The sequence below is a fragment of the Nocardioides sp. genome (assembly GCF_041393715.1).
GTDB lineage: Bacteria > Actinomycetota > Actinomycetes > Propionibacteriales > Nocardioidaceae > Nocardioides.
In genome coordinates, this window is sequence record NZ_JAWKJQ010000012.1 from 61,305 (window position 1) to 81,228 (window position 19,924).

The 19,924-nt window shown below is 74.0% G+C and carries 19 protein-coding genes and 2 pseudogenes; 10 read left to right on the forward strand and 11 right to left on the reverse strand.

The features are described from left to right. The first annotated feature begins 27 nt into the window (after positions 1-27). On the forward strand, positions 28-366 hold the full coding sequence (locus R2740_RS16695; protein WP_371303825.1) for a hypothetical protein: 339 nt from the start codon (positions 28-30) through the stop codon (positions 364-366). A 156-nt stretch (positions 367-522) separates the two neighbouring features. Beyond that, the gene (locus R2740_RS16700; protein ID WP_371303826.1) at positions 523-1,038 is read left to right on the forward strand and encodes a lysoplasmalogenase; all 516 of its coding nucleotides are present in this window, start codon (positions 523-525) and stop codon (positions 1,036-1,038) included. A 13-nt stretch (positions 1,039-1,051) separates the two neighbouring features. Here the strand turns inward: R2740_RS16700 and R2740_RS16705 are convergent, their stop codons facing one another. Further along, on the reverse strand, positions 1,052-2,743 hold the full coding sequence (locus R2740_RS16705; RefSeq protein WP_371303827.1) for a ribonuclease J: 1,692 nt from the start codon (positions 2,741-2,743) through the stop codon (positions 1,052-1,054). A gap of 20 nt (positions 2,744-2,763) precedes the next feature. Next, on the reverse strand, positions 2,764-3,663 hold the full coding sequence (gene dapA / locus R2740_RS16710) for a 4-hydroxy-tetrahydrodipicolinate synthase (RefSeq protein ID WP_371303828.1): 900 nt from the start codon (positions 3,661-3,663) through the stop codon (positions 2,764-2,766). An 84-nt stretch (positions 3,664-3,747) separates the two neighbouring features. On the opposite strand from dapA, the gene R2740_RS16715 reads away from it, so the two are divergent. Both R2740_RS16715 and R2740_RS16720 read left to right on the forward strand, forming a co-directional pair. Continuing rightward, positions 3,748-4,182 (forward strand): hypothetical protein, encoded by a 435-nt coding sequence (locus tag R2740_RS16715; protein WP_371303829.1) that lies wholly within the window; start codon positions 3,748-3,750, stop codon positions 4,180-4,182. A 131-nt stretch (positions 4,183-4,313) separates the two neighbouring features. Further along, positions 4,314-5,485: pseudogene (locus tag R2740_RS16720) on the forward strand (CapA family protein). Positions 5,486-5,561: 76 nt separating this feature from the next. Here the strand turns inward: R2740_RS16720 and R2740_RS16725 are convergent. From R2740_RS16725 to gcvT, 7 genes are read right to left on the reverse strand one after another with little or no spacing between them, the layout of a single operon-like run. Next, positions 5,562-5,915 (reverse strand): GntR family transcriptional regulator, encoded by a 354-nt coding sequence (locus R2740_RS16725; protein ID WP_371303830.1) that lies wholly within the window; start codon positions 5,913-5,915, stop codon positions 5,562-5,564. Next, on the reverse strand, positions 5,912-6,418 hold the full coding sequence (locus R2740_RS16730; RefSeq protein WP_371303831.1) for a dihydrofolate reductase: 507 nt from the start codon (positions 6,416-6,418) through the stop codon (positions 5,912-5,914). The genes R2740_RS16725 and R2740_RS16730 overlap by 4 nt, the downstream gene beginning before the upstream one ends. After that, positions 6,408-7,202, reverse strand: a complete 795-nt coding sequence (locus R2740_RS16735; RefSeq protein WP_371303832.1) for a thymidylate synthase — start codon at positions 7,200-7,202, stop codon at positions 6,408-6,410. Before R2740_RS16735 ends, R2740_RS16730 begins: the two co-directional genes overlap by 11 nt. Positions 7,203-7,250: 48 nt before the next feature. After that, positions 7,251-7,469, reverse strand: a complete 219-nt coding sequence (locus R2740_RS16740) for a PhzF family phenazine biosynthesis protein (protein ID WP_371303833.1) — start codon at positions 7,467-7,469, stop codon at positions 7,251-7,253. Beyond that, on the reverse strand, positions 7,415-8,104 hold the full coding sequence (locus R2740_RS16745) for a PhzF family phenazine biosynthesis protein (RefSeq protein ID WP_371303834.1): 690 nt from the start codon (positions 8,102-8,104) through the stop codon (positions 7,415-7,417). The genes R2740_RS16740 and R2740_RS16745 overlap by 55 nt, the downstream gene beginning before the upstream one ends. Before the next feature lie 3 nt (positions 8,105-8,107). Beyond that, on the reverse strand, positions 8,108-8,365 hold the full coding sequence (locus tag R2740_RS16750) for a hypothetical protein (RefSeq protein ID WP_371303835.1): 258 nt from the start codon (positions 8,363-8,365) through the stop codon (positions 8,108-8,110). Beyond that, positions 8,362-9,468 (reverse strand): glycine cleavage system aminomethyltransferase GcvT, encoded by a 1,107-nt coding sequence (gcvT, locus tag R2740_RS16755; protein ID WP_371303836.1) that lies wholly within the window; start codon positions 9,466-9,468, stop codon positions 8,362-8,364. The genes R2740_RS16750 and gcvT overlap by 4 nt, the downstream gene beginning before the upstream one ends. A 63-nt stretch (positions 9,469-9,531) precedes the next feature. Here gcvT and R2740_RS16760 point away from each other — a divergent pair, with 63 nt between their 5' ends. Next, positions 9,532-11,031 carry a leucyl aminopeptidase gene (locus R2740_RS16760; RefSeq protein WP_371303837.1) on the forward strand — a complete coding sequence of 500 codons (1,500 nt, stop codon included), beginning with the start codon at positions 9,532-9,534 and terminating at the stop codon, positions 11,029-11,031. Positions 11,032-11,048: 17 nt separating this feature from the next. Here the strand turns inward: R2740_RS16760 and R2740_RS16765 are convergent, their stop codons facing one another. Then, positions 11,049-11,414 carry a hypothetical protein gene (locus tag R2740_RS16765; RefSeq protein ID WP_371303838.1) on the reverse strand — a complete coding sequence of 122 codons (366 nt, stop codon included), beginning with the start codon at positions 11,412-11,414 and terminating at the stop codon, positions 11,049-11,051. Positions 11,415-11,477: 63 nt separating this feature from the next. Between R2740_RS16765 and lpdA the strand changes: the two genes are divergently transcribed. The 5 genes and pseudogenes from lpdA to R2740_RS16790 all read left to right on the forward strand — a co-directional run bounded on the left by lpdA (position 11,478) and on the right by R2740_RS16790 (position 19,379). Further along, a complete protein-coding gene (lpdA, locus tag R2740_RS16770) occupies positions 11,478-12,908 on the forward strand; it encodes a dihydrolipoyl dehydrogenase (protein ID WP_371303839.1) in 1,431 nt (476 codons plus the stop codon). Between the two features lie 57 nt (positions 12,909-12,965). After that, positions 12,966-13,610 (forward strand): biotin/lipoyl-containing protein, encoded by a 645-nt coding sequence (locus R2740_RS16775; RefSeq protein ID WP_371303840.1) that lies wholly within the window; start codon positions 12,966-12,968, stop codon positions 13,608-13,610. Positions 13,611-13,727: 117 nt separating this feature from the next. Beyond that, positions 13,728-14,774: pseudogene (gene sucB / locus R2740_RS16780) on the forward strand (2-oxoglutarate dehydrogenase, E2 component, dihydrolipoamide succinyltransferase); the annotation flags it as partial. A 106-nt stretch (positions 14,775-14,880) separates the two neighbouring features. Then, on the forward strand, positions 14,881-18,501 hold the full coding sequence (locus R2740_RS16785; RefSeq protein WP_371303841.1) for an ATP-binding cassette domain-containing protein: 3,621 nt from the start codon (positions 14,881-14,883) through the stop codon (positions 18,499-18,501). Beyond that, positions 18,483-19,379, forward strand: coding sequence for a TIGR01777 family oxidoreductase (locus tag R2740_RS16790; RefSeq protein WP_371303842.1), 897 nt, complete (start codon positions 18,483-18,485; stop codon positions 19,377-19,379). Before R2740_RS16785 ends, R2740_RS16790 begins: the two co-directional genes overlap by 19 nt. On the opposite strand, the gene R2740_RS16795 is transcribed toward R2740_RS16790, so the two are convergent. After that, entirely contained in the window at positions 19,357-19,884 is a 528-nt protein-coding gene (locus R2740_RS16795) for a hypothetical protein (RefSeq protein ID WP_371303843.1), read from the reverse strand. The genes R2740_RS16790 and R2740_RS16795 overlap by 23 nt on opposite strands. Positions 19,885-19,924 lie beyond the last annotated feature (40 nt).

A 19,924-nucleotide genomic window follows, 5' to 3' on the forward strand; every position in this document is an offset into this window, starting at 1 on the left:
CGGTCGGCGCCGAGGGACGCTGGAGGGGTGACTGCCCCGACTCGCCTCGCCGCCGCGATCGCCGTGGTGGTCACGTTCGCGAGCCTGGCGCTGGTGCTGACGGCGCTCGGCACCGACACCCCCTATGCCGACTCCCGGCTGCTCCCCGCCGGCTGGGTGCTGGTGCCCGCCGTCGGCGTGGCGGCCTACCTGCGGCTCCGTTGGGGGCTGCTGGCGGCGGCCGGCACCGGCGCGGCACCGCTCGTCGCGGTGGTCGCCGGCGCCTCGGCGTCCCTGCTCCCCGCGCTGGTGGCCGCCGGCGCGGTCGGGCTCGCCGTCCTGGTCGGTCACCTGGCGCGGCTCGCCGAACGACACGAGCACGCCTGACCCGTGCCCGTCCGTGGCATGCTGCCCGCGTGTCCGCCCTGCTGTGGCCGGCCTGGCTGCTGGCCGGAGCCTGCGCCCTCCTCGACTGGCGAGCGGTCGCGCGCGGCGACCGGCGTACGGAGACGTGGGCGAAGCCCCACCCTCACCGCCCTGATCGTGGTCGCCCTCGCGCTCGGCGCCGCCGACACCGCCGCCGGCCGCTGGCTGCTGGTCGCCCTGGCCCTCGGCCTGGTCGGCGACGTCTTCCTGCTCGGCCGGACGACGGCCCGCTTCCAGGCCGGGCTGGCCGCGTTCCTGCTCGGTCACCTGGCCTACCTCGCGTGCTTCGTCGCGCTCGGGCTCGACCAGCCCGCCGGCGCCCTCGCCGGCGCGGTCGTCGCGCTCGGCGCGCTGGTCGCCGCTCGTGGCGTGCTGCCCGCGACCCACCGCAGCGACGGCCCGGCGCTGTCGGCACCGGTCGCGGTCTACATGCTGGTGATCACCGTGATGGTGGTGGCCGCCTGGACGACGGACAGCTGGCTGGTGCCGCTCGGCGCGTCCGTGTTCGTCGCCAGCGACACGATGTTGGCCGTGAACCGCTTCGTGCGACCGCTCCCCCGCGCCGACCTGCTGGTGATGGTCACCTACCACGTCGGGCAGGCGCTGATCGTGCTCGGCGTGCTGACCGGCTGAGCCCCCCAGGAGCTCAGGCCTCGATGACCACCGGGATGATCATCGGCCGGCGCCGATGGGTGCCGCTGACCCAGCGGCCGACCACCCGGCGGATCACCTGCTGCAGCTGGTAGCTGTCGTCGACACCGTCGCGGCTGGCCGCGGCCACGGCGTCGATGATCGGCTGCTTGATCCCGTCGAACGTCGCGTCGTCCTCCGCGAAGCCGCGGGCGTGGATCTCGGGTCCGCCGGCCACCTTGCCGGTGACGGAGTCGACCACGACGATCACCGAGATGAAGCCCTCCTCGCCGAGGATCCGGCGGTCCTTGAGCGAGGTCTCGGTGATGTCGCCGACCGAGGAGCCGTCGACGAAGACATAGCCGCAGTCGACCTTGCCCGTGATGCTGGCCCGGCCGTCGACGAGGTCCACGACGATGCCGTCCTCGGCGACCACGACCCGGTCGGCCGGCACGCCGGTGGCCCGGGCGAGCGCGGCGTTGGCCTTCATGTGCCGGATCTCGCCGTGCACGGGCAGCACGTTGCGGGGCTTCACGACGTTGTAGCAGTAGAGCAGCTCACCCGCGCTGGCGTGGCCGCTGACGTGCACCAGCGCGTTGCCCTTGTGGACGACGGTCGCGCCCCACCGGGCCAGCCCGTTGATCACCCGATAGACGGCGTTCTCGTTGCCGGGGATCAGGCTCGAGGCGAGCACGACCGTGTCGCCCTCCTCGATGTGCACGAAGCTGTGGTTGCGCTGCGCGATCCGCGAGAGCGCCGACAGCGGCTCGCCCTGCGACCCGGTGGAGATCAGCACCTGCCGCTCCGGCGGGAGGTCGGCCAGCTCCTTGGCGTCGACCACGACGCCGCCCGGCACGGTGAGGTAGCCGAGATCCTGCGCGATCAGCATGTTGCGCACCATCGAGCGGCCGACGTAGGCCACCTTGCGGTCGTGGGCGACCGCCGCGTCGAGCACCTGCTGGACCCGGTGCACGTGGGAGGCGAAGCAGGCGACGATGATCCGCTGGTCGCTGGCGTGGAAGACCCGGTCGAGCACCGGGGTGATGTCCTTCTCCGGCGTGGTGAAGCCGGGCACCTCGGCGTTGGTCGAGTCGGTGAGGAAGAGGTCGACGCCCTCCTCACCGAGCCGGGCGAAGGACCGCAGGTCGGTGATCCGGCCGTCCAGCGGCAGCTGGTCCATCTTGAAGTCGCCGGTGTGCAGCGCCAGCCCGGCGCCGGTGCGGATCGCGACCGCCAGCGCGTCGGGGATCGAGTGGTTGACCGCCACGAACTCGAGGTCGAACGGACCGAACGCGATCCGGTCGCCCTCGGCCACCTGGTGGTGCACCGTGTGCCGCAGCCGGTGCTCCTTGAGCTTGGAGTCGAGCAGCGCCAGCGTCAGCTGCGAGCCGACCAGCGGGATGTCCTGGCGCTCGCGCAGGAGATAGGGCACCGCGCCGATGTGGTCCTCGTGACCGTGCGTCAGCACCAGCGCCTCGATCGCGTCGAGGCGGTCCCGGATCGGCTCGAAGTCGGGCAGGATCAGGTCGACGCCCGGGTGGTGCTCCTCGGGGAAGAGCACGCCGCAGTCGACGACGAGCAGGCGGCCGTCGTACTCGAAGACGGTCATGTTGCGGCCGACCTCGCCGAGGCCGCCCAGCGGGATGACCCGAAGCCCTCCCTCCGGCAGCGGCGGCGGTGCGGAGAGCTCGGGATGGGGGTGGCTCAAGAAAGACTCCTGGGAGATGGTCAGAGAACGCCGGCGTCGTGGAGGCCGGCGCGCAGAGCGGTGAGCTCGTCGTCGTCGAGCGGCACCAGGGGGCTGCGGACGTTGCGGTTGTCGAGGACGCCGAGCAGCTGAAGCGCCGCCTTGGCGGTGGTGGCGCCGTAGTTGGGGACGCCCATGATGGCGTCGATCGCCGGCAGCATCCGGCGGTACGCCGCCAGCGCGGCGTCGTGGTCGCCGGCGAAGAACGCGTCGCACAGCTCGCGCAGCGTGTCGCCGCAGGCGTGCCCCGCGACCGATACGAAGCCCGAGGCCCCGTGGGCGAGCCAGCCGAGGTTGTTGGCGTCGACGCCGGAGTAGAACGCCAGCCCGGTGTCCCGCATCAGCCGCACCCCGCGGGCGTAGTCGCCCACGGCGTCCTTGACGGCGACGACGGACTCCCACTCAGCGGCGCGCCGGTAGGTCTCCGGCGCGATGGCGACGCCGGTGCGGCCGGGCACGTCGTAGAGCATCACCGGCAGCGGCGCGGCGTCGACCACCTGGCGGAAGTGCTCGAGGATGCCGGCCTGGCTCGGCTTGTTGTAGTAGGGGGTGACCAGCAGCATCCCGTCGGCGCCGAGCTTCTCGGCCTGCTGGGCCAGCTCGACGGAGTGCGCCGTCGCGTTGGTGCCGACCCCGGCCACCACGGTCGCCCGGTCGCCGACCGCGTCGATCACCGCGCGGAGCAGGTCGCCGTCCTCGACCACGGTCGTGGTCGGCGACTCGCCGGTGGTTCCGGAGACGACCACCCCGTCGTGGCCGTGGTCGACCAGGTGGGCGGCCACCCGGGCGGTGCCGTCGAGGTCGACCGAGCCGTCGTCGTGGAAGGCCGTCGCCATGGCGGTGAGGACCCGGCCGAACGGCGCCTGCGGTGCGGTGGTCATGTCACCCAGGCTATCGGTTTCGCTGCGAGAGTCCCGCGCCGGCGGCTAGCGTCGAGCCGGTCGCCGGGCTGCAGGAGGTGAGCGATGTTCCAGGTGCTGGCCACCATCCAGGGCCTCGGCCTCGTCGTCGGCCTGCTCGCGTTCCTGTGGTGGCGCGACGGTGGCCGCTGGCGCCGCCTCGCCGCTGCCTACCCCGTGCCGGCTCAGCCGGGGGTCGTCCACGACACCCGGCGCCGTCGGACGGTCATCCTGCGCAGCCGGGGTGGCCTGTGGAACCGCTACCTCGGCACGGTCACGGTCGACATCTCGGAGTGGGGGGTCACGCTGCGGCTGATGGCTCCGTGGGCGGCGTTCCACCCGCCGGTGTTCGTGCCGGCGGCCGAGGTGGTGATGCAGCCGAGCAGCTGGTACCTCATCGGCGAGTCCTGGGCGCTGACCCTGCCGCGGGTGCCCGACCTGTCGATCATCGTCACCGAGGACGACTGGTTCTCCCCCGTCACCCACCGTCGAGGGCTCTGACCTCGTCGGCCCTCCGACGCAACTTCTCGGTCCCGGCCGGCGTACCACTGGTGTGACCGAAGGACCGCCGGCGACCGGGGCACGTGATGCGGTTGAGTAGGCGCGTGCGGAGGCGGACCAGGTGGGCGGCGATGGTCGCCGGCGCGGGCCTGCCGTTGGTGGTGCTGGCCCCGGCCACGCCACGAGCGCCCGACCACGTGGCCGCGGCACCGGCCATCTCCCTGGCGGCGGACTCCGGGGCCGATGACGACACCGCGCCCGCTGAGCCCCGGGGTCCGCGGCTGCGCACCGTGACGCTGGCGCTGACGGGCGACGTGCTCGTGCACGACAACGTCTGGGCGTCGGCGCGGCGCAGTGCCGGCGGGCAAGGCTTCGACTTCCGGCCGATGCTGGCCGACCTGCGACCTCGCCTCTCGCGGGCCGACCTCGCCCTGTGCCACCTGGAGACGCCGCTGGCGCCGGCGGACGGCCCGTTCTCCAGCTATCCGCTGTTCTCCGCACCACCGCAGGTCGCCGAGGCGCTGCGCTGGGTGGGCTACGACGGCTGCTCGACGGCGAGCAACCACAGCGTCGACCAGGGCTTCGCCGGCGTGGTGCGCACCCTGGACGACCTCGACGCCGTGGGGCTCCGCACACCGGGACCGCCCGCACCCCGGCGGAGGGCCGACGGGTCGTGATGCTGCGCCGGCACGGGATGACGATCGCGTGGCTGGCGGCGACCTACGGCACCAACGGCATGCCCGTGGAGCATCCCTGGTCCGTCGACCTGATCGACGTGCGGCGGCTGCTCCGCGAGGCGCGCCGGGCCCGCGCGGCCGGCGCCGACGCGGTCGTCGTCGCGCTGCACTGGGGCACGGAGTACTCCCACGTGCCCAGCGCGTACCAGCGCGACGTGGCCTCCCGCCTGACCCGCAGCGGCCTGGTGACGCTGGTCTACGGCCACCACGCCCACGTCGTGCAGCCGATCTCGCGCGTGAACGGGACGTGGGTGGTCTACGGGCTGGGCAACCTGGTCGCCGGCCAGCGCACCATCGCACCGGGCGTCGACGACGGCATGGTGGTCGAGGTGACGCTGCGCCAGCGCCGGCTGGCCTCGGGCGGGTGGGGGCCGGTGCGGGTCGCTCCCCCGCTTGCCTTCCCGACCCACATCGACCCCTCCGGGCCCGACGGTGAGTTCCACGTGTACGACGTGGTGCGGGCGCTGCACGGCCGGCTCGACCCCGGCACCCGCGCCGACCTGCGTGCCTCCCTGGCCGCGACGCGTGGGGTGGTGGGGGGGCTGATGCTTCACCATGCTGGGTAGGCGCCGTCGCACCTGGCACGGCGAACTGGGCATGCGAACTGTGCCTTCACCTACTCAGCATGGTGAAGCAACGACCTCAGTAACCCGCCGACAACGCCCGGCGGAGCAGCGCGACGGCCTCGTCGTCGGCGACCCCCAGGGCGCGCATCCGGGCGGCGTACTCCGCGGCGGCGGCCCGGGCAGCCCGCGAGGCCTCGTCGCCGGCCACGAAGGTCCCCGCCCGCCCGCGGGTGTCGACGACCCCCGAGGCCTCCAGCTCGCGATAGGCCCGGGCCACGGTGTTGGGCGCCAGCCCGAGGTCGTCGGCCAGCCGGCGCACGGTGGGCAGCTTGTCGCCCGGTTGCAGCCGCCCGTCGGCCACCTGGGCGGCGATCTGCCGCTTCACCTGGTCGAACGGCGCGGCCGGGTCGTCCGGGTCGATGACGATCACGGCGCCCGCTCCCACCAGGTGATCGCCCAGCCCTCGCGCTCGTCACGGGCGGTCTCCACCCAGCCATCGCGGTCCCACGCGGGATAGCGGGTGTCGCCCTCCGGCGAGCGGTGGACCTCGGTGAGCACCTGGTGGGTGGCCAGCGGCATCGCCAGGGCGTAGATCTGCGCGCCGCCGACGACCATCACGTCCCCCGGCAGCTCCGCCGCGAGCGCCAGCGCCTCGTCGAGCGAGTGGGCGACGCGCACCTGGTCGGCGTACTCCCCCGCCGTCCAGGCAGGGTCGCGGGTGACGACCACGGTGGCGCGGCCCGGGAGCGGCCTCCCGATCGAGTCGTACGTCGCCCGGCCCATCACCAGCGTGTGGCCCAGCGTGGTGGCCTTGAAGTGGGCGAAGTCCTCGGGGATGCGCCACGGGATGTCGCCGTCGGCGCCGATGACGCCGTTGTCGGCGACGGCGGCGACCAGCACCACGCGCTGGCCGGGGCGGAGCTCAGACGGCAATGGGTGCCTTGATGCCGGGGTGCGGGTCGTAGCCCTCGACGAGGATGTCGTCGAGGTCGAACCCGTCGATGTCGCGGACCTCGGGGTTGAGTCGCAGCGTCGGCAGCGCCCGCGGCTCCCGGGTGAGCTGCAGGCGGGCCTGGTCGAGGTGGTTGAGGTAGAGGTGGGCGTCGCCGAGGGTGTGCACGAAGTCGCCGACCCGCAGCCCGGTCACCTGGGCCACCATGTGGGTGAGCAGGGCATAGGACGCGATGTTGAACGGCACGCCCAGGAACACGTCGGCGGAGCGTTGGTAGAGCTGGCAGGAGAGCCGGCCGTCGGCGACGTAGAACTGGAAGAACGCGTGGCACGGCGCCAGCGCCATCTGTGGGATGTCGGCGACGTTCCACGCCGAGACGATGTGCCGCCGCGAGTCGGGGTCGGAGCCGAGCTGGGCGACGACCTGGGCGATCTGGTCGACGTGCCGGCCGTCGGGTGCGGGCCACGAGCGCCACTGGTAGCCGTAGACCGGCCCGAGGTCGCCGTCGGCGTCGGCCCACTCGTCCCAGATCGTGATGCCGCGGTCTTGCAGCCACTTGACGTTGGTGTCGCCGCGCAGGAACCACAGCAGCTCGCCGAACACCGAGCGGGTGTGGATCTTCTTCGTCGTGAGCAGGGGGAAGCCCTCGGTGAGGTCGAAGCGCATCTGGTGTCCGAAGACGCTCAGCGTGCCGGTGCCGGTCCGGTCACCCTTCTCGACGCCCTCGTCGAGGACCCTGCGAAGGAGGTCGAGGTACTGCTGCATGGGGAGACCCTACGCCGCCCCGCCGACGCGACCGCCGCGGCTCGCGGGTCAGCACCGCGCCTCGCCGGTCACCACGGTGACGACGTCGCCGCCGACCCAGACCGTGTCGCCCTCCCGCGAGACATGGACCCGGCCGGCGCGGCCGAGCCGGGTGCCCTGGGCGGCGAGGTACGCCGCGGGCAGGGCGGCCTCGGGGGGCGCGTCGGCGGCCGTCAGCCACTGGGCGAGCGACGCGTTGAGGCTGCCGGTGACCGGGTCCTCGACCACGCCGAGCGAGGGGCAGAACGCCCGCACCTCCACCAGCGGCTCCCCGGCGCCGGGTCGGCGTAGCGACCCACCACGCCGACCTCGATCCCGTCGAAGGCCGCCCAGTCGGGCTCGAGGGCCAGCACGGCCGAAGCGTCGCGGAGCACGACACCGAACCACCCGGGACCGTTGTCGACCCACGCGCTGGCGACCACCTCGGCGGCGTCGAGCCGCAGCGCCGCCAGCACCGCGGTCACCTCCTCCGCCGTGCCGGGGCCCGCGCGCACCAGGGGCGGCGCTGCGAAGGCCAGCCGCTCGCCCAGGCGCAGCCGCACCAGGCCGGCCCCGCACTCCTGCACCAGCTCACCGGCCGCCGCGGGCACCCCGCCCGCCTCCAGCCACGCATGCGCGCTGCCGAGCGTCGGGTGGCCTGCGAACGGCAGCTCCTCGGCGGGGGTGAAGATCCGCAGCCGGTAGTCCGCGGCCGGGTCTCTCGGCGCCACCAGGAACGTCGTCTCGGACAGGTTCGTCCAGTGGGCGAACCGCTGCATGTCCGCCGTGCTCAGGTCGTCGGCGTCGTGCACGACGGCCACCGGGTTGCCGCGATGCGGCACGGTGCTGAACACGTCGACCTGGCGGAACGGATGCCGGCTCATGGCTCACGGATGGAGCGACATCGGCCCGTAGACCGGCCGCTCGAGCTCGAAGAGGGTGACCGCGTCGACCCCGGCGCCGGCGAGGTCGGCGAACACCTCGCCCAGCCACGACTCCGCCTCGGACTGCGTCGGGAAGCGCGCGTCGGCGTACTCCTCCGGTGCCTCGACCTGCTGCCCGGCGGCGTCCTCGAGCCGCCACCACCACGGGCGCTCGTGCGCCGAGGGCTGGCGGAACGTGGCCGGCTGGTCGGGCAGGATCACGACTCGCGGACCGAGGTGTCGACGAACGGCGGCTTGACCGACCGGAAGATCTCCCGGCGGCCGCGGACGTCCACGCCCAGCTCGGCGTCCGGGTCGACGAACGTCGGCACCAGCGCCAGCCCGATCCCCTTCTTGAGCGTCGGGGAGAACGTGCCCGAGGTGATGTCGCACAGGGGTACGTCGGCCACCAGGGTCACGCCCATCCCCGGTCGCGGGATGCCGCGACCGACGGCGACCAGGCCGCGCAGCCTCCGCTTGGGTCCGGCCGCTCGCTCGGCGGCCAGCACGTCCTTGCCCCAGAACGCGTCCTTCTTCCACCCGACGGCCCAGCCCAGCCCGGCCTGGTTGGGCGTCACGTCGAGGCTGATGTCCTGACCGTGCAGCGGGTAGCCCATCTCGGTGCGCAACGTGTCGCGCGCGCCGAGCCCACACGCGAGCATGCCGTGCTGTGCGCCCGCCTCCATGAGGGCGTCCCACAGCGGGCCGGCGATGTCGTTCTTGGCGATCAGCTCATAGCCCCGCTCGCCGGTGTAGCCGGTGCGGCACACCACCACGCCGCCGACGTCGCGGAACTGCGCCTCCACGAACGACATGTAGTCGTGGCCAGCCGGCAGCCCCAGCGCCTCCAGCACCTCGTCGGAGCGGGTCCCCTGCACCGCGAGGACGACGTACTCCCGGTGGTGGTCGCGCACGGTGACCCCCTCGGGGGCGACCGCCTGCAGGCGCCGGGCGACCTCGGCACTGTTGGCGGCGTTGGGCACCAGCAGCACGTGGGAGTCGTTGTGGAAGTAGGCGATCAGGTCGTCGACGATGCCGCCGGTCTCGGCGTCGCAGCACAGGGTGTACTGCGCCTTGCCGTGGCCGACCCGGCCCAGGTCGTTGGAGAGCGTCGCGTTGACCAGGTCGGCGGCGCCCGGACCCGACACCAGCACCTTCCCGAGGTGGCTGACGTCGAACAGGCCGACCGCCTCCCGGACCGCCGTGTGCTCCTTGACGACGCCGGAGGGGTACTCCAGAGGCATCGACCAGCCGCCGAACTCCGCGAACTTCGCGCCCAGCGCGACGTGCCGGTCGTGCAGCGGTGAGGTGAGCAGGTCCGTCATGGGCCGAACGTACCCCAGACAGGGACCGACGGCAGCGACGGACCCGGCGGCTATCCTGCCCCGGTGACGAGCTACCTGCTGCGCAGCGCCAGCCCCGCCAAGACCCGCGCGGACGCGGTCGTCGTCGGGGTCGTCCAGACCGGCAAGGGCGTCGCACTCGCCCCGGGCGGCGAGGACGTGGCCGAGGCCTACGGCCGCGCGCTGCGGCCCACCCTGGCCGGGCTGGGCGTCAAGGGCGGCGTCGGCGAGGTCACCCGGCTGCCCGGAGCCCGCACCCTTCCCGCCGGGCTGGTCGTCCTCGTCGGGCTGGGCAAGGAGCCGACCCCCGACGTCTGCCGCCGGGCTGCCGGGGTGGCCGCGCGGGCGGTGACCAACGCGGCCTCGGTGGCCCTGGCCCTTCCGGCCGACACCCCCGAGCTGGTCCGCGCCGTGACCGAGGGCTGGCTGCTGGGCGGCTACACCTTCGACCGCTTCAAGCACGACACGGCCAGCGAGGCCGACCCGCCCGGCACGGTGAGCGTGCTGTCGTCGATCGCCCGCCAGCAGGAGGCGGTCACGGTCTTCGAGGAGGCGCAGGCGCTGGCCGCCGCCGTCTCTGGCACCCGCGACTGGGTCAACACCCCGCCCGGCGACCTCCGGCCGCCGGCGTTCGCCGAGGCCGTGGCGGACCTCCACCGGGCCGCCACCAAGGGCCGCGGCGGCCCGCGGGTGACCCTCACCGTCCACGACGAGCAGGCGCTCGCCGAGCTCGGCTGCGGCGGCATCCTCGGCGTGGGCGGCGCCTCGTCGGCTCCGCCGCGGCTGGTCGAGATCGGCTACCGCCCGAAGGAGGCGCGGGCCCACCTGGCGCTGGTCGGCAAGGGCGTCACCTTCGACTCCGGGGGGCTGACGATCAAGCCCGCCCAGGGCATGCAGACGATGAAGTCCGACATGGCCGGCGCCGCGGCCGTGGTCCAGGCGACCTACGCCATCGCCGCCCTCGGGCTTCCGCTGCGCGTCTCGACCTTCGTCCCGATGGCCGAGAACATGCTCGGCGACCGGGCGATGCGTCCGGGCGACGTGCTGACGATCTACGGCGGGCGCACCGTCGAGGTCACCAACACCGACGCCGAGGGCCGGCTGATCCTCGCCGACGCCCTGGTCCGTGCGGTCGAGGCCAAGCCCGACGTGCTGCTCGACGTCGCCACGCTCACCGGCCACATGGTCGTCGCCCTCGGCGACCGGGTCGCGGGCGTGCTGGGCTCCGAGGAGGTCGTGACGGCCGTGCTCGAGGCCGGTCGGGCGACCGGCGAGCAGCTCTGGCCGATGCCGATCCCCGAGGACATGGACGAACGGGTCCACGCGAGCAAGGTCGCCGACCTGTTGCAGCACGACTGGGTGCGCTGGGGCGGCGGGCTCTTCGCCGCCGCGTTCCTGCGCGAGTTCACCGGCGGCCTGCCCTGGGCCCACCTCGACATCGCCGGGCCGGCCTTCAACTCGGGCGGCCCCTACGGCCATGTCACGCCGGGTGGGACCGGTTTCGCCGTCACCACCCTGGTGGACTACGCCCGCTCGCTCTGCTGAGGCCCCGGCCTCGAGGCTCAGACCTCCCCGGCCTTCTTCCGCCGGTTGTAGTCACGCATCCGCTGCGGGACCCCCACCACGGCGGCGTCGTACGACGGCACCTGGTGGCTGTTGCAGAACTCGTGGGCCCAGGCGACCGACGGCACCCGCCGGCGGGTCCACTCGCCGTCGTGGGCCACCAGCAGCAGCGTCACGTCACTCACGGCCGTGCGTGGCTCCACGAAGCCCTCCACCCCGCGGCGCGCGGCCACGAAGTCGACCAGGTGCGCCTCGTCCTGGCGGGACGCGGCCCTGACGGTGGTGGACCCGGTGCGCGTCGTGTCGCCCGACGGGCGGCGCATGCGCGGTCCGGTCCCACGGCGGAGGCGGTCGAAGAGGCCCATGGGGACAAGTGTGCCCGGTTGCTCCACGGCCCGGGCTCCGATGCGGTCCCGAACAGTGCAAAGATGGGTGCCCGTGCGGTCGCCCGAGAGGCCGCCACCCCTGCGGACGACGGAAGGACCAGCGTGGCCGACTTCGACGTACTCGTGCTCGGCGCGGGGTCGGGTGGCTATGCCTGTGCGTTGCGCGCCGCGCAGCTGGGGTTGTCGGTGGGCCTGGTCGAGCGTGACCGCGTCGGCGGCACCTGCCTGCACGTCGGCTGCATCCCCACCAAGGCACTGCTGCACGCCGCCGAAGTCGCCGACAGCGCTCGCGAGGCCGACAAGGTCGGCGTGCTCGCCCGGCTCGACGGCGTCGACATGGCCGGTGTCAACGCCTACAAGGACGGTGTCGTCAGCCGGCTCTTCAAGGGCCTCACCGGGCTGGTCAGGTCGCGCGGCATCACCGTGATCGAGGGCGAGGGCCGGATGACGGGGCCGACGTCGGTGACGGTCGGTGACCGCACCGTCACCGGAGAGCACCTGGTGCTCGCCAGCGGCTCCTACTCCCGCACCCTGCCCGGGGTGGAGGTCGACGGCGAGCGAGTGCTCACCTCGGAGCACGCCTTGTCGCTCGACCGGGTGCCGGCCTCGGTCGTGGTGCTCGGCGGCGGCGTGATCGGCTGCGAGTTCGCCAGCGTCTGGCGCTCCTTCGGCGCCGAGGTCACCATCCTCGAGGCGCTGCCCCGCCTGGTGCCGAGCGAGGACGAGGCCTGCTCCAAGGCCCTGGAGCGAGCGTTCCGCAAGCGCGGCATCGGCTTCCACACCGGCACCCGTGTCGAGGGCGTGACGGCCACCGACGACGGCGTGGCCGTGACCGTCGAGGGCGGCGGCGTCCACGAGGCCGAGCTGCTGCTGGTCGCCGTCGGCCGCGGTCCGCACACCGACGGGCTGGGCTATGCCGAGCAGGGCATCGAGCTCGACCGCGGCTTCGTCGTCACCGACGAGCGGCTGCGCACCAGCGTGCCCCATGTCTATGCCGTCGGCGACATCGTGCCGGGCCTCCAGCTGGCGCACCGCGGCTTCCAGCAGGGCCTGTTCGTGGCCGAGCAGATCGCGGGTCTCGACCCCCGGCCGATCGACGAGTCCGCCATCCCACGGGTGACCTACTCCCACCCCGAGGTCGCCTCGGTCGGCCTCACCGAGGAGCAGGCCCGCGCCCAGCACGGCGACGCGGTGGCGACGGTGACCTACGACCTCGGAGGCAACGGCAAGAGCCAGATCCTCGGCACCCAGGGCTTCGTCAAGCTGGTGTCCCTGGTCGACGGCCCCGTCCTCGGCTGCCACCTCGTCGGCGACCGGGTCGGGGAGCTGATCGGCGAGGCGCAGCTGATCTACGGCTGGGAGGCGCATGCCGACGACGTCGCACCGCTCGTCCACGCCCACCCCACGCAGAACGAAGCCCTCGGCGAGGCACACCTGGCGCTCGCCGGCAAGCCCTTGCACGCCCACTCCTGACCCCATTCCCTGGACCACCGCTACCCACCACGCTGACCGAAGGACGATGATCTCCCCATGGCCACCGAAGTCCCCCTCCCCGCGCTCGGCGAGTCCGTCACCGAGGGCACCGTCACCCGCTGGCTGAAGCAGGTCGGCGACGAGGTCGCCGTCGACGAGCCGCTGCTGGAGGTGTCCACCGACAAGGTCGACACCGAGATCCCCTCCCCCGTGGCCGGCACCCTGCTCGAGATCCGGGCCGCCGAGGACGACACCGTCGAGATCGGCGCGGTGCTCGCGCTGGTGGGCGAGGCCGGCGAGGGCTCGGGCGACTCCGGTGGCGGTGCGGCCGAGGAGGCCCCCGCCGACTCCGGTACGCCGGCCGAGGAGACCCCCGCGGCAGCGCCCGCGGCACAGCCCGAGCCCCAGCCCGAACCCGAGCCCGAACCCGAGCCGCAGCCCGAGGCCGCTCCCGAGGCGCCGGCCGCGTCCGGTGGCGACTCCACCTCGGTGACCCTTCCTGCCCTGGGTGAGTCCGTCACCGAGGGCACCGTCACCCGCTGGCTGAAGCAGGTCGGCGACGAGGTCGCCGTCGACGAGCCGCTGCTGGAGGTGTCCACCGACAAGGTCGACACCGAGATCCCCTCCCCGTGGCCGGCACCCTGCTCGAGATCAAGGCCGCCGAGGACGAGACCGTCGAGATCGGCGCCGAGCTCGCCGTGATCGGCAGCGGATCGGCGCCCAGCGGGGCGCGGCGCCCGAGGCCGCCCCTGCCGCCGAGCCGGAGCCCGAGCCGAGCCGGAGCCGGCCGCCGCCCCCGAGCCCGAGCCGGAGCAGCCCGCCGCGCCCGAGCAGGCCGCCGAGCCGCAGCCCCCGGCGACCCCGGCCCCGGCGCCCACGGCGCAGGCCGCCGAGGTTCCCGCCCAGGCCGACGGCCCGGAGGAGACCCGCTCGAGCTCCGACGCCCGCAGCTACGTCACCCCACTGGTGCGCAAGCTCGCCGAGCAGCACGGCGTCGACCTCGCGTCGGTCACCGGGACCGGCGTCGGAGGCCGGATCCGCAAGCAGGACGTGCTCGACGCCGCGAAGGCCAAGTCCGCGCCGGCCCCGCAGGAGCCCGCCGCCGAGCCGGCGGCCGCCGCCGCACCGACCACCGATGCGGGCGAGCCGTCGCCGCTGCGCGGCACCACCGAGCCGATGTCGCGACTGCGCAAGGTGATCGCCTCGCGGATGGTCGAGTCGCTCCAGGTGAGCGCCCAGCTCACCACCGTGGTCGAGGTCGACGTGACCGCGATCGGGCGGCTGCGCGACCAGGTCAAGGCCGACTTCGCGGCCCGCGAGGGCGTGAAGCTCTCCTACCTGCCGTTCTTCGCCAAGGCGGCGATCGACGCCCTCAAGCAGCACCCGTCGCTCAACGCGGCGATCGACACCGACAAGGGTGAGGTGACCTACTTCGACAAGGAGAACCTCGCGATCGCCGTCGACACCGAGAAGGGGCTGCTGACCCCCGTCATCAAGGACGCCGGCGACCTGTCGATCTCCGGGCTGGCCCGCAAGATCGCCGACGTGGCCGACCGGACCCGCAGCAACAAGATCACCCCCGACGAGCTGTCGGGCGGCACCTTCACGCTGACCAACACCGGCTCGCGTGGGGCGCTGTTCGACACGCCGATCATCAACCAGCCCCAGGTGGCGATCCTCGGCACCGGAGCGGTCGTCAAGCGCCCGGTGGTGATCAGCGACGCCAACCTCGGCGAGACGATCGCGGTGCGCCAGATGGTCTACCTCGCACTGACCTACGACCACCGGCTCGTCGACGGTGCCGACGCCGCCCGCTTCCTGACCGACGTGAAGGCGCGCCTGGAGGCCGCTCAGTTCGACGTGTGACCGTGTCTGACCGACGGCCGGTCGCCCGTTCCGGGTGGCCGGCCACCGGAGGACGTTGCCGAAAATGGGGCGCGCGATGTCGGCGGGTGCCCGTAACGTCGAACCGATGACGACGACCGAGCAGACCGCCCTCGTGACGTCGCCGTCGGTCTCGGACGGGGTCCCGGTGCTGCCACCGGGTCGGGAGCCGGTGGACTGGCGGCGGCTGCGTCGTCCTGCCACCTGGTTCTGTCTGGCCGGCTCGTTCATCGCCGCCATCGGGTCCTCTCTGGGCTCCGTGGTCGCCGGTCTGCTCGCCGACGACCCGGTCGGTCGCCTGCTGGGCCTGCTCACCGTCTGCGTGGTCGGCGCCGCGGTCGTCGACACGGTCGCCAAGGTGGTCTGGACCGGCGTGGCCGACCGGGCCGAGGGCCAGCTGCGCTCCGACCTGCTCGACGCCGCGATGGCACAGCCGCTCTCCGAGCTGACCGAGCAGGCCGTCGGCGAGGTGCTCGACCGGATCGACGACGACACCCACGAGGTCGGGCAGATGCTCCGCTGGGCGGTCTGGATGGCGGTGCGCACCCTGATGGCCACGGGGCCGCTGTGGATCGTCGCCGGGCTCACCTGGTGGCCGGCGTTCGTGCTGTTCCCCCTGACCGGGGCGGTCGCCTACCTCACCGTCCGCGGCATCCTGCCCCAGATCGCCGCCCGCAAGGTGGTCGAGGAGATGGCCTGGACCGACCACGCCGCGGCCATGGAGGAGGGCGTGGCCGCCCGCGACGACCTGCGCACCAGCCTCGGCCAGGCCCACGTCGTACGCCGGTCCGCGGAGCTGTCGGCCGAGATCCTCAGCCGGATCCGCGCGGTCCTCGCCCTCGAGGTGCGGATCGGGCGCACCACCGGCAGCCTGCTCCACGGCGCCCTGGCGGCCACCGCGCTGGCCGGCATCGCGCTGGTCAGCACCGGCCACCTGAGCACCGCCGAGCTGGTCACCCTGTTCCTGGTGACCACGATGTTCGTCGGTCAGGTCGACATGCTGGCCCGGCACGTCCCCGACCTGCAGGAGGGCTTCGGCGCGGTGCTGCGGCTGCGCGCCATGCTGGCGTCGACGCCCGAGCCCGAGGGCGGGCGGCCGCTCCCCGACGGGCCCCTCGACCTCGACTTCCGCGACCTCCACTTCGCCTACCCCACGGGCACGTTCGCGCTGCGCGGCGTGTCGCTCGCGGTGCCGGCCGGGCACACCTGCGCGCTGGTCGGCCGCACCGGCTCCGGCAAGTCCACGCTCGCGTCCCTGCTCTCCCGTGCGGTCGAGCCGGAGCCCGGCTCAGTCCTGCTGGGCGGTGTCGACGTCCGCGAGCTCGACCTGCAACAGCTGCGTGCCGCCGTCGGGGTCGTCACCCAGCGCACCGAGATCCTGTCCGGCACCCTGGCCGACAACATCACCCTGTTCGCCGACGCCCCCCGTGAGCGGGTGGCCGCCGCCGTCGACGAGCTCGGGCTGACTTCCTGGGTGGCGAGCCTGCCCGACGGCCTGGACACCGTGCTCGGTCCGGGCGGCACCAGCCTGTCGGCGGGCGAGGAGCAGCTGGTCGCCTTCGCCCGGCTGCTGGTGCGCGACGTCAGCATCGTGGTGCTCGACGAGGCGACCGCACGGATGGACCCCGTCACCGAGGCTCGGGTGGTGCGCGCGTCCGAGCGGCTGTTGACCGGCCGCACCGGCCTGCTTGTGGCCCACCGGCTGTCCACCACCGAGCGCGCGGAGCGGGTCGCCGTCCTCGAGGGCGGCCGCGTGGTCCAGCACGGGCCCCGCGACCGCCTGGCCGGCGAGGCCGGCCCCTTCAGGCAGCTGCTCGAGGCGGCGTCCGTCGAGGCCGAGCGGACCGTTGCCCCGCACCTCCCCGGGGGGGACGGGCAGGTGGCGGCCACGACCACCATCCCCCGCGACGAGGTCGACGGGCACCCGGTCGGCACCGCCCGGCGGACCACCACCGCACCCACACCGCCGCCGCTGCGACCCACGCCGAGCCTCGCGCGGGCCACGTTCAGCGCGCTGCTCGTCGAGCCGCGCTGGGGCCTGGTCGGCGTCGCCCTGTTCTTCGCCTCGGCCGTGACCGGCGCGTTCGGCGCCGTCACCGGATGGATCTGGGGCCACCTGGTGAGCGACCTGCAGGCCGGCGGCCGGCCGCTGCTGCTCACGCTGGCCCTGCTGGGGTCGCTGCTGGTCTCCCCGCTGCTGCTGTCGCAGGCGATCTACTGCTTCCCGCGCTGGTGGGTCTCGGTCATGCTGCGGGTGCGGATGAGCGTGCTGCACGGGCAGACCGTCCAGCACCGCCTGGTGCGCACCCCGCCCGGCGAGGTGGTCGGCCGGGCCATGGACGCCGACCGGCTGGCGCGCTACACCGACCGCTGGGTCGACTTCCTCAACGGCCTGGGCATCGCGGTCATCACGACGCTGCTGTCCGGGTCGCTGCTGGCCGGGGCCATCCTGCTCGCGGTGATGCTGGCCGCCGCGTCGGCCTCCGCGGTCGGCCGACCGGTCGCCGGCCGCTCGGCCGCCGCCTCCTCGGCGGCCCGAGCCCGGTTCGGCCGGTCACTGGTCTCCGCGATGGAGTCGGTCCGCACCGTCAAGCTCGCGGCGGCGACCCCCGACGTCCACGCCCATCTGCTTCGGGTCGACGGCGGTCGGGTCGACGCCGCGGTGCGCGAGCACCGCGTCCAGTCCCTCCTGGACGGTGTCCCCTTCGTGATGGTGCAGTGCGGCGTGGTCGCGGCCTGGGGTGGCCTGGTCACCGGTCGATGGGGGCTCGCGACCACGTTGCTGGTCGCCAACGCCGTCGGGGGCTTCGACTGGTTCGGGCGGGTGGCCGGCTCGGTCGTCACCGAGGCACCCGGTGTCCGTTCGTGGATGCAGGCCACCAGCGCCCTGGCCGGGGGCGGCGACCTCATGGAGCTGCCGGAGGGAGTCGACCTCGCCGCAGGCACGGCGCCCACTCCTGCGGTCCCGGACCGGGAGCCGTTGACCGAGCTGACGCTGCGCGGCGTGACGGTGGTGCACGACGACGGCACCGTGGGCGTCGACGACGTCGACCTGACCGTGCGGGCCGGCGAGCTGGTGCTGCTGCTCGGCCAGGTCGGCTCGGGCAAGTCCAGCCTGCTCGGCGCGCTGGCCGGCCTGGTGGCCACCACCGGTGAGATCCGCTGGAACGACCGCCTCGTGGCCGATCCCCAGGTGGAGCTGCGTCCGGGTCGCGTCGCCCACGTGGCCCAGGTGCCCCGCGTGCTGTCCGGCACCTTCCGGGGCAACATCACCCTCGACTACGCCGACCGCCCGGTCACCGCGGCCGTGACCGACGCCCGCCTCGAGCGCGACGTCGCCGAGGCCGGCGGACTCGACGCCGTCGTCGGCCACCGCGGGGTCCGGCTCTCGGGGGGCCAGGTGCAGCGCCTGGCCCTCGCCCGAGCGTTGGCCTGCGACGCCGAGCTGCTGGTGGCCGACGACGTGTCGTCGGCGCTCGACGCCGCTACCGAGGTCGAGCTGTGGCAGGCGCTGCGCGAGCGCGGCACCACCGTGGTGGGCGCGACGAGCAAGGCCGCCGCGCTGGCCCAGGCCGACCGGGTGGTGGTGCTGGCCGGTGGCACCGTCGTCGACGAAGGACCCTGGTCCGGCCTGGCCCCCGGTGGGGACACCTCGCCGGCTAGTCACCCGCCCGATGGCAGACTGACCGCATGTCGCTTCACGTCGTGATGGCCGGCGGCTCGGGGTTCCTCGGGTCGCACCTGACCGAGCACCTCGAGGAGCGCGGGCACCGCGTCACCCGGCTCGTCCGCCGACCGCCGCACGGGAGCCACGAGTCCGCGTGGGACCCCGGCTCGGGCACCCTCGACCACGCGCTCGTCGCCTCGGCCGACATCGTGGTCAACCTCGCCGGCAGCCCGACGGCGGGCAACCCCCACTCGAAGCGGTGGGCCCGTGAGCTCCGGGAGAGCCGGGTCGGCACGACGCGGGTGCTTGCCGAGGCGGTGGCCGCGGCGCCGTCGCCGCCGGCGTACCTCGCCGGCAACGGGATCTCCTTCTACGGCGACCACGGCGACGAGCCGCTGACCGAGGAGGCCGAGAGCCGCGGCGACGCCTTGCTGACGTCAGTCACCCGCGAGTGGCAGGAGGCCACCCGACCGGCCGTCGACGCGGGCGCCCGGGTCTGCGTGCTGCGCACCTCGCCGGTGCAGGACCGCCGCAGCCCACCGCTCAAGCAGCTGCTGCTCGCGACCCGGCTCGGGCTGGGCACGGTCCTGGGCAGCGGCCGACAGCACATGCCGATGATCTCGCTGCGCGACTGGCTCGCTGCGGTGACCTTCCTCGCCGAGACTCCCGGTGTCGCCGGGCCGGTCAACCTCTGCTGCCCCGAGACACCCACCAACGCGGAGTACACCCGCGCGATCGCCGACGCCGCGCACCGCAAGGCCTTGCTGAAGGTGCCGGCGGCGGTGCTCGCCCCGGCCGCCGGGGCGCTGGCACCGGAGCTGCTCGGCTCGGTCAACGCGGTGCCGCAGGTGCTGCTCGAGGCGGGCTTCGAGTTCGCCGACCGCGACGTCGACGCGGTCATCGCGGCCGCGCTGGACTGACGGCCCCGCCGACAGCGAGCACCTCGGACACCCGCCAGCGGCCGTCGACCCGCAGCAGCGTCACCCGATGGGCGCTGACCCGATCGCGTGGGAGCGGTCGCACCACTCCACGGCCGACGATCGTGCCGCCGGCGACACGGTCGCACACCTCCAGCACCCACCGGTCGGCTGCCTGCTCCACGACGACGACCCGCAGCCGCTGCATGCGCAGCCCCTCCACCCGCAGGCCGCGGGCGAGGTAGTGATGCAGCATCCGTCGGTCGTGCCGCCCGGCGGGGCTGCCGTCGGTGTAGAGACGCGCGAGCCCGTCGAGGTCACCGCGGCCCCAGGCGTCGGCTCGTTGGCCGTCCCAGGCGGCCAGCACCGCAGCCGGCGCGGGCTCGGGACTCCGCTCCGGCTGCGGCGGCCTGTCGGCTGCCCGCCCGCCGAGGGCGACCAGCAGCGCCACCGACGCCACCGCGAGGGCGACCAACGCCCCGACGACGGACGACCTGCGAGCAGCCACGTGTCCAGCCTGCCGCAACCCGGCCACCTCCCGTGCCGCT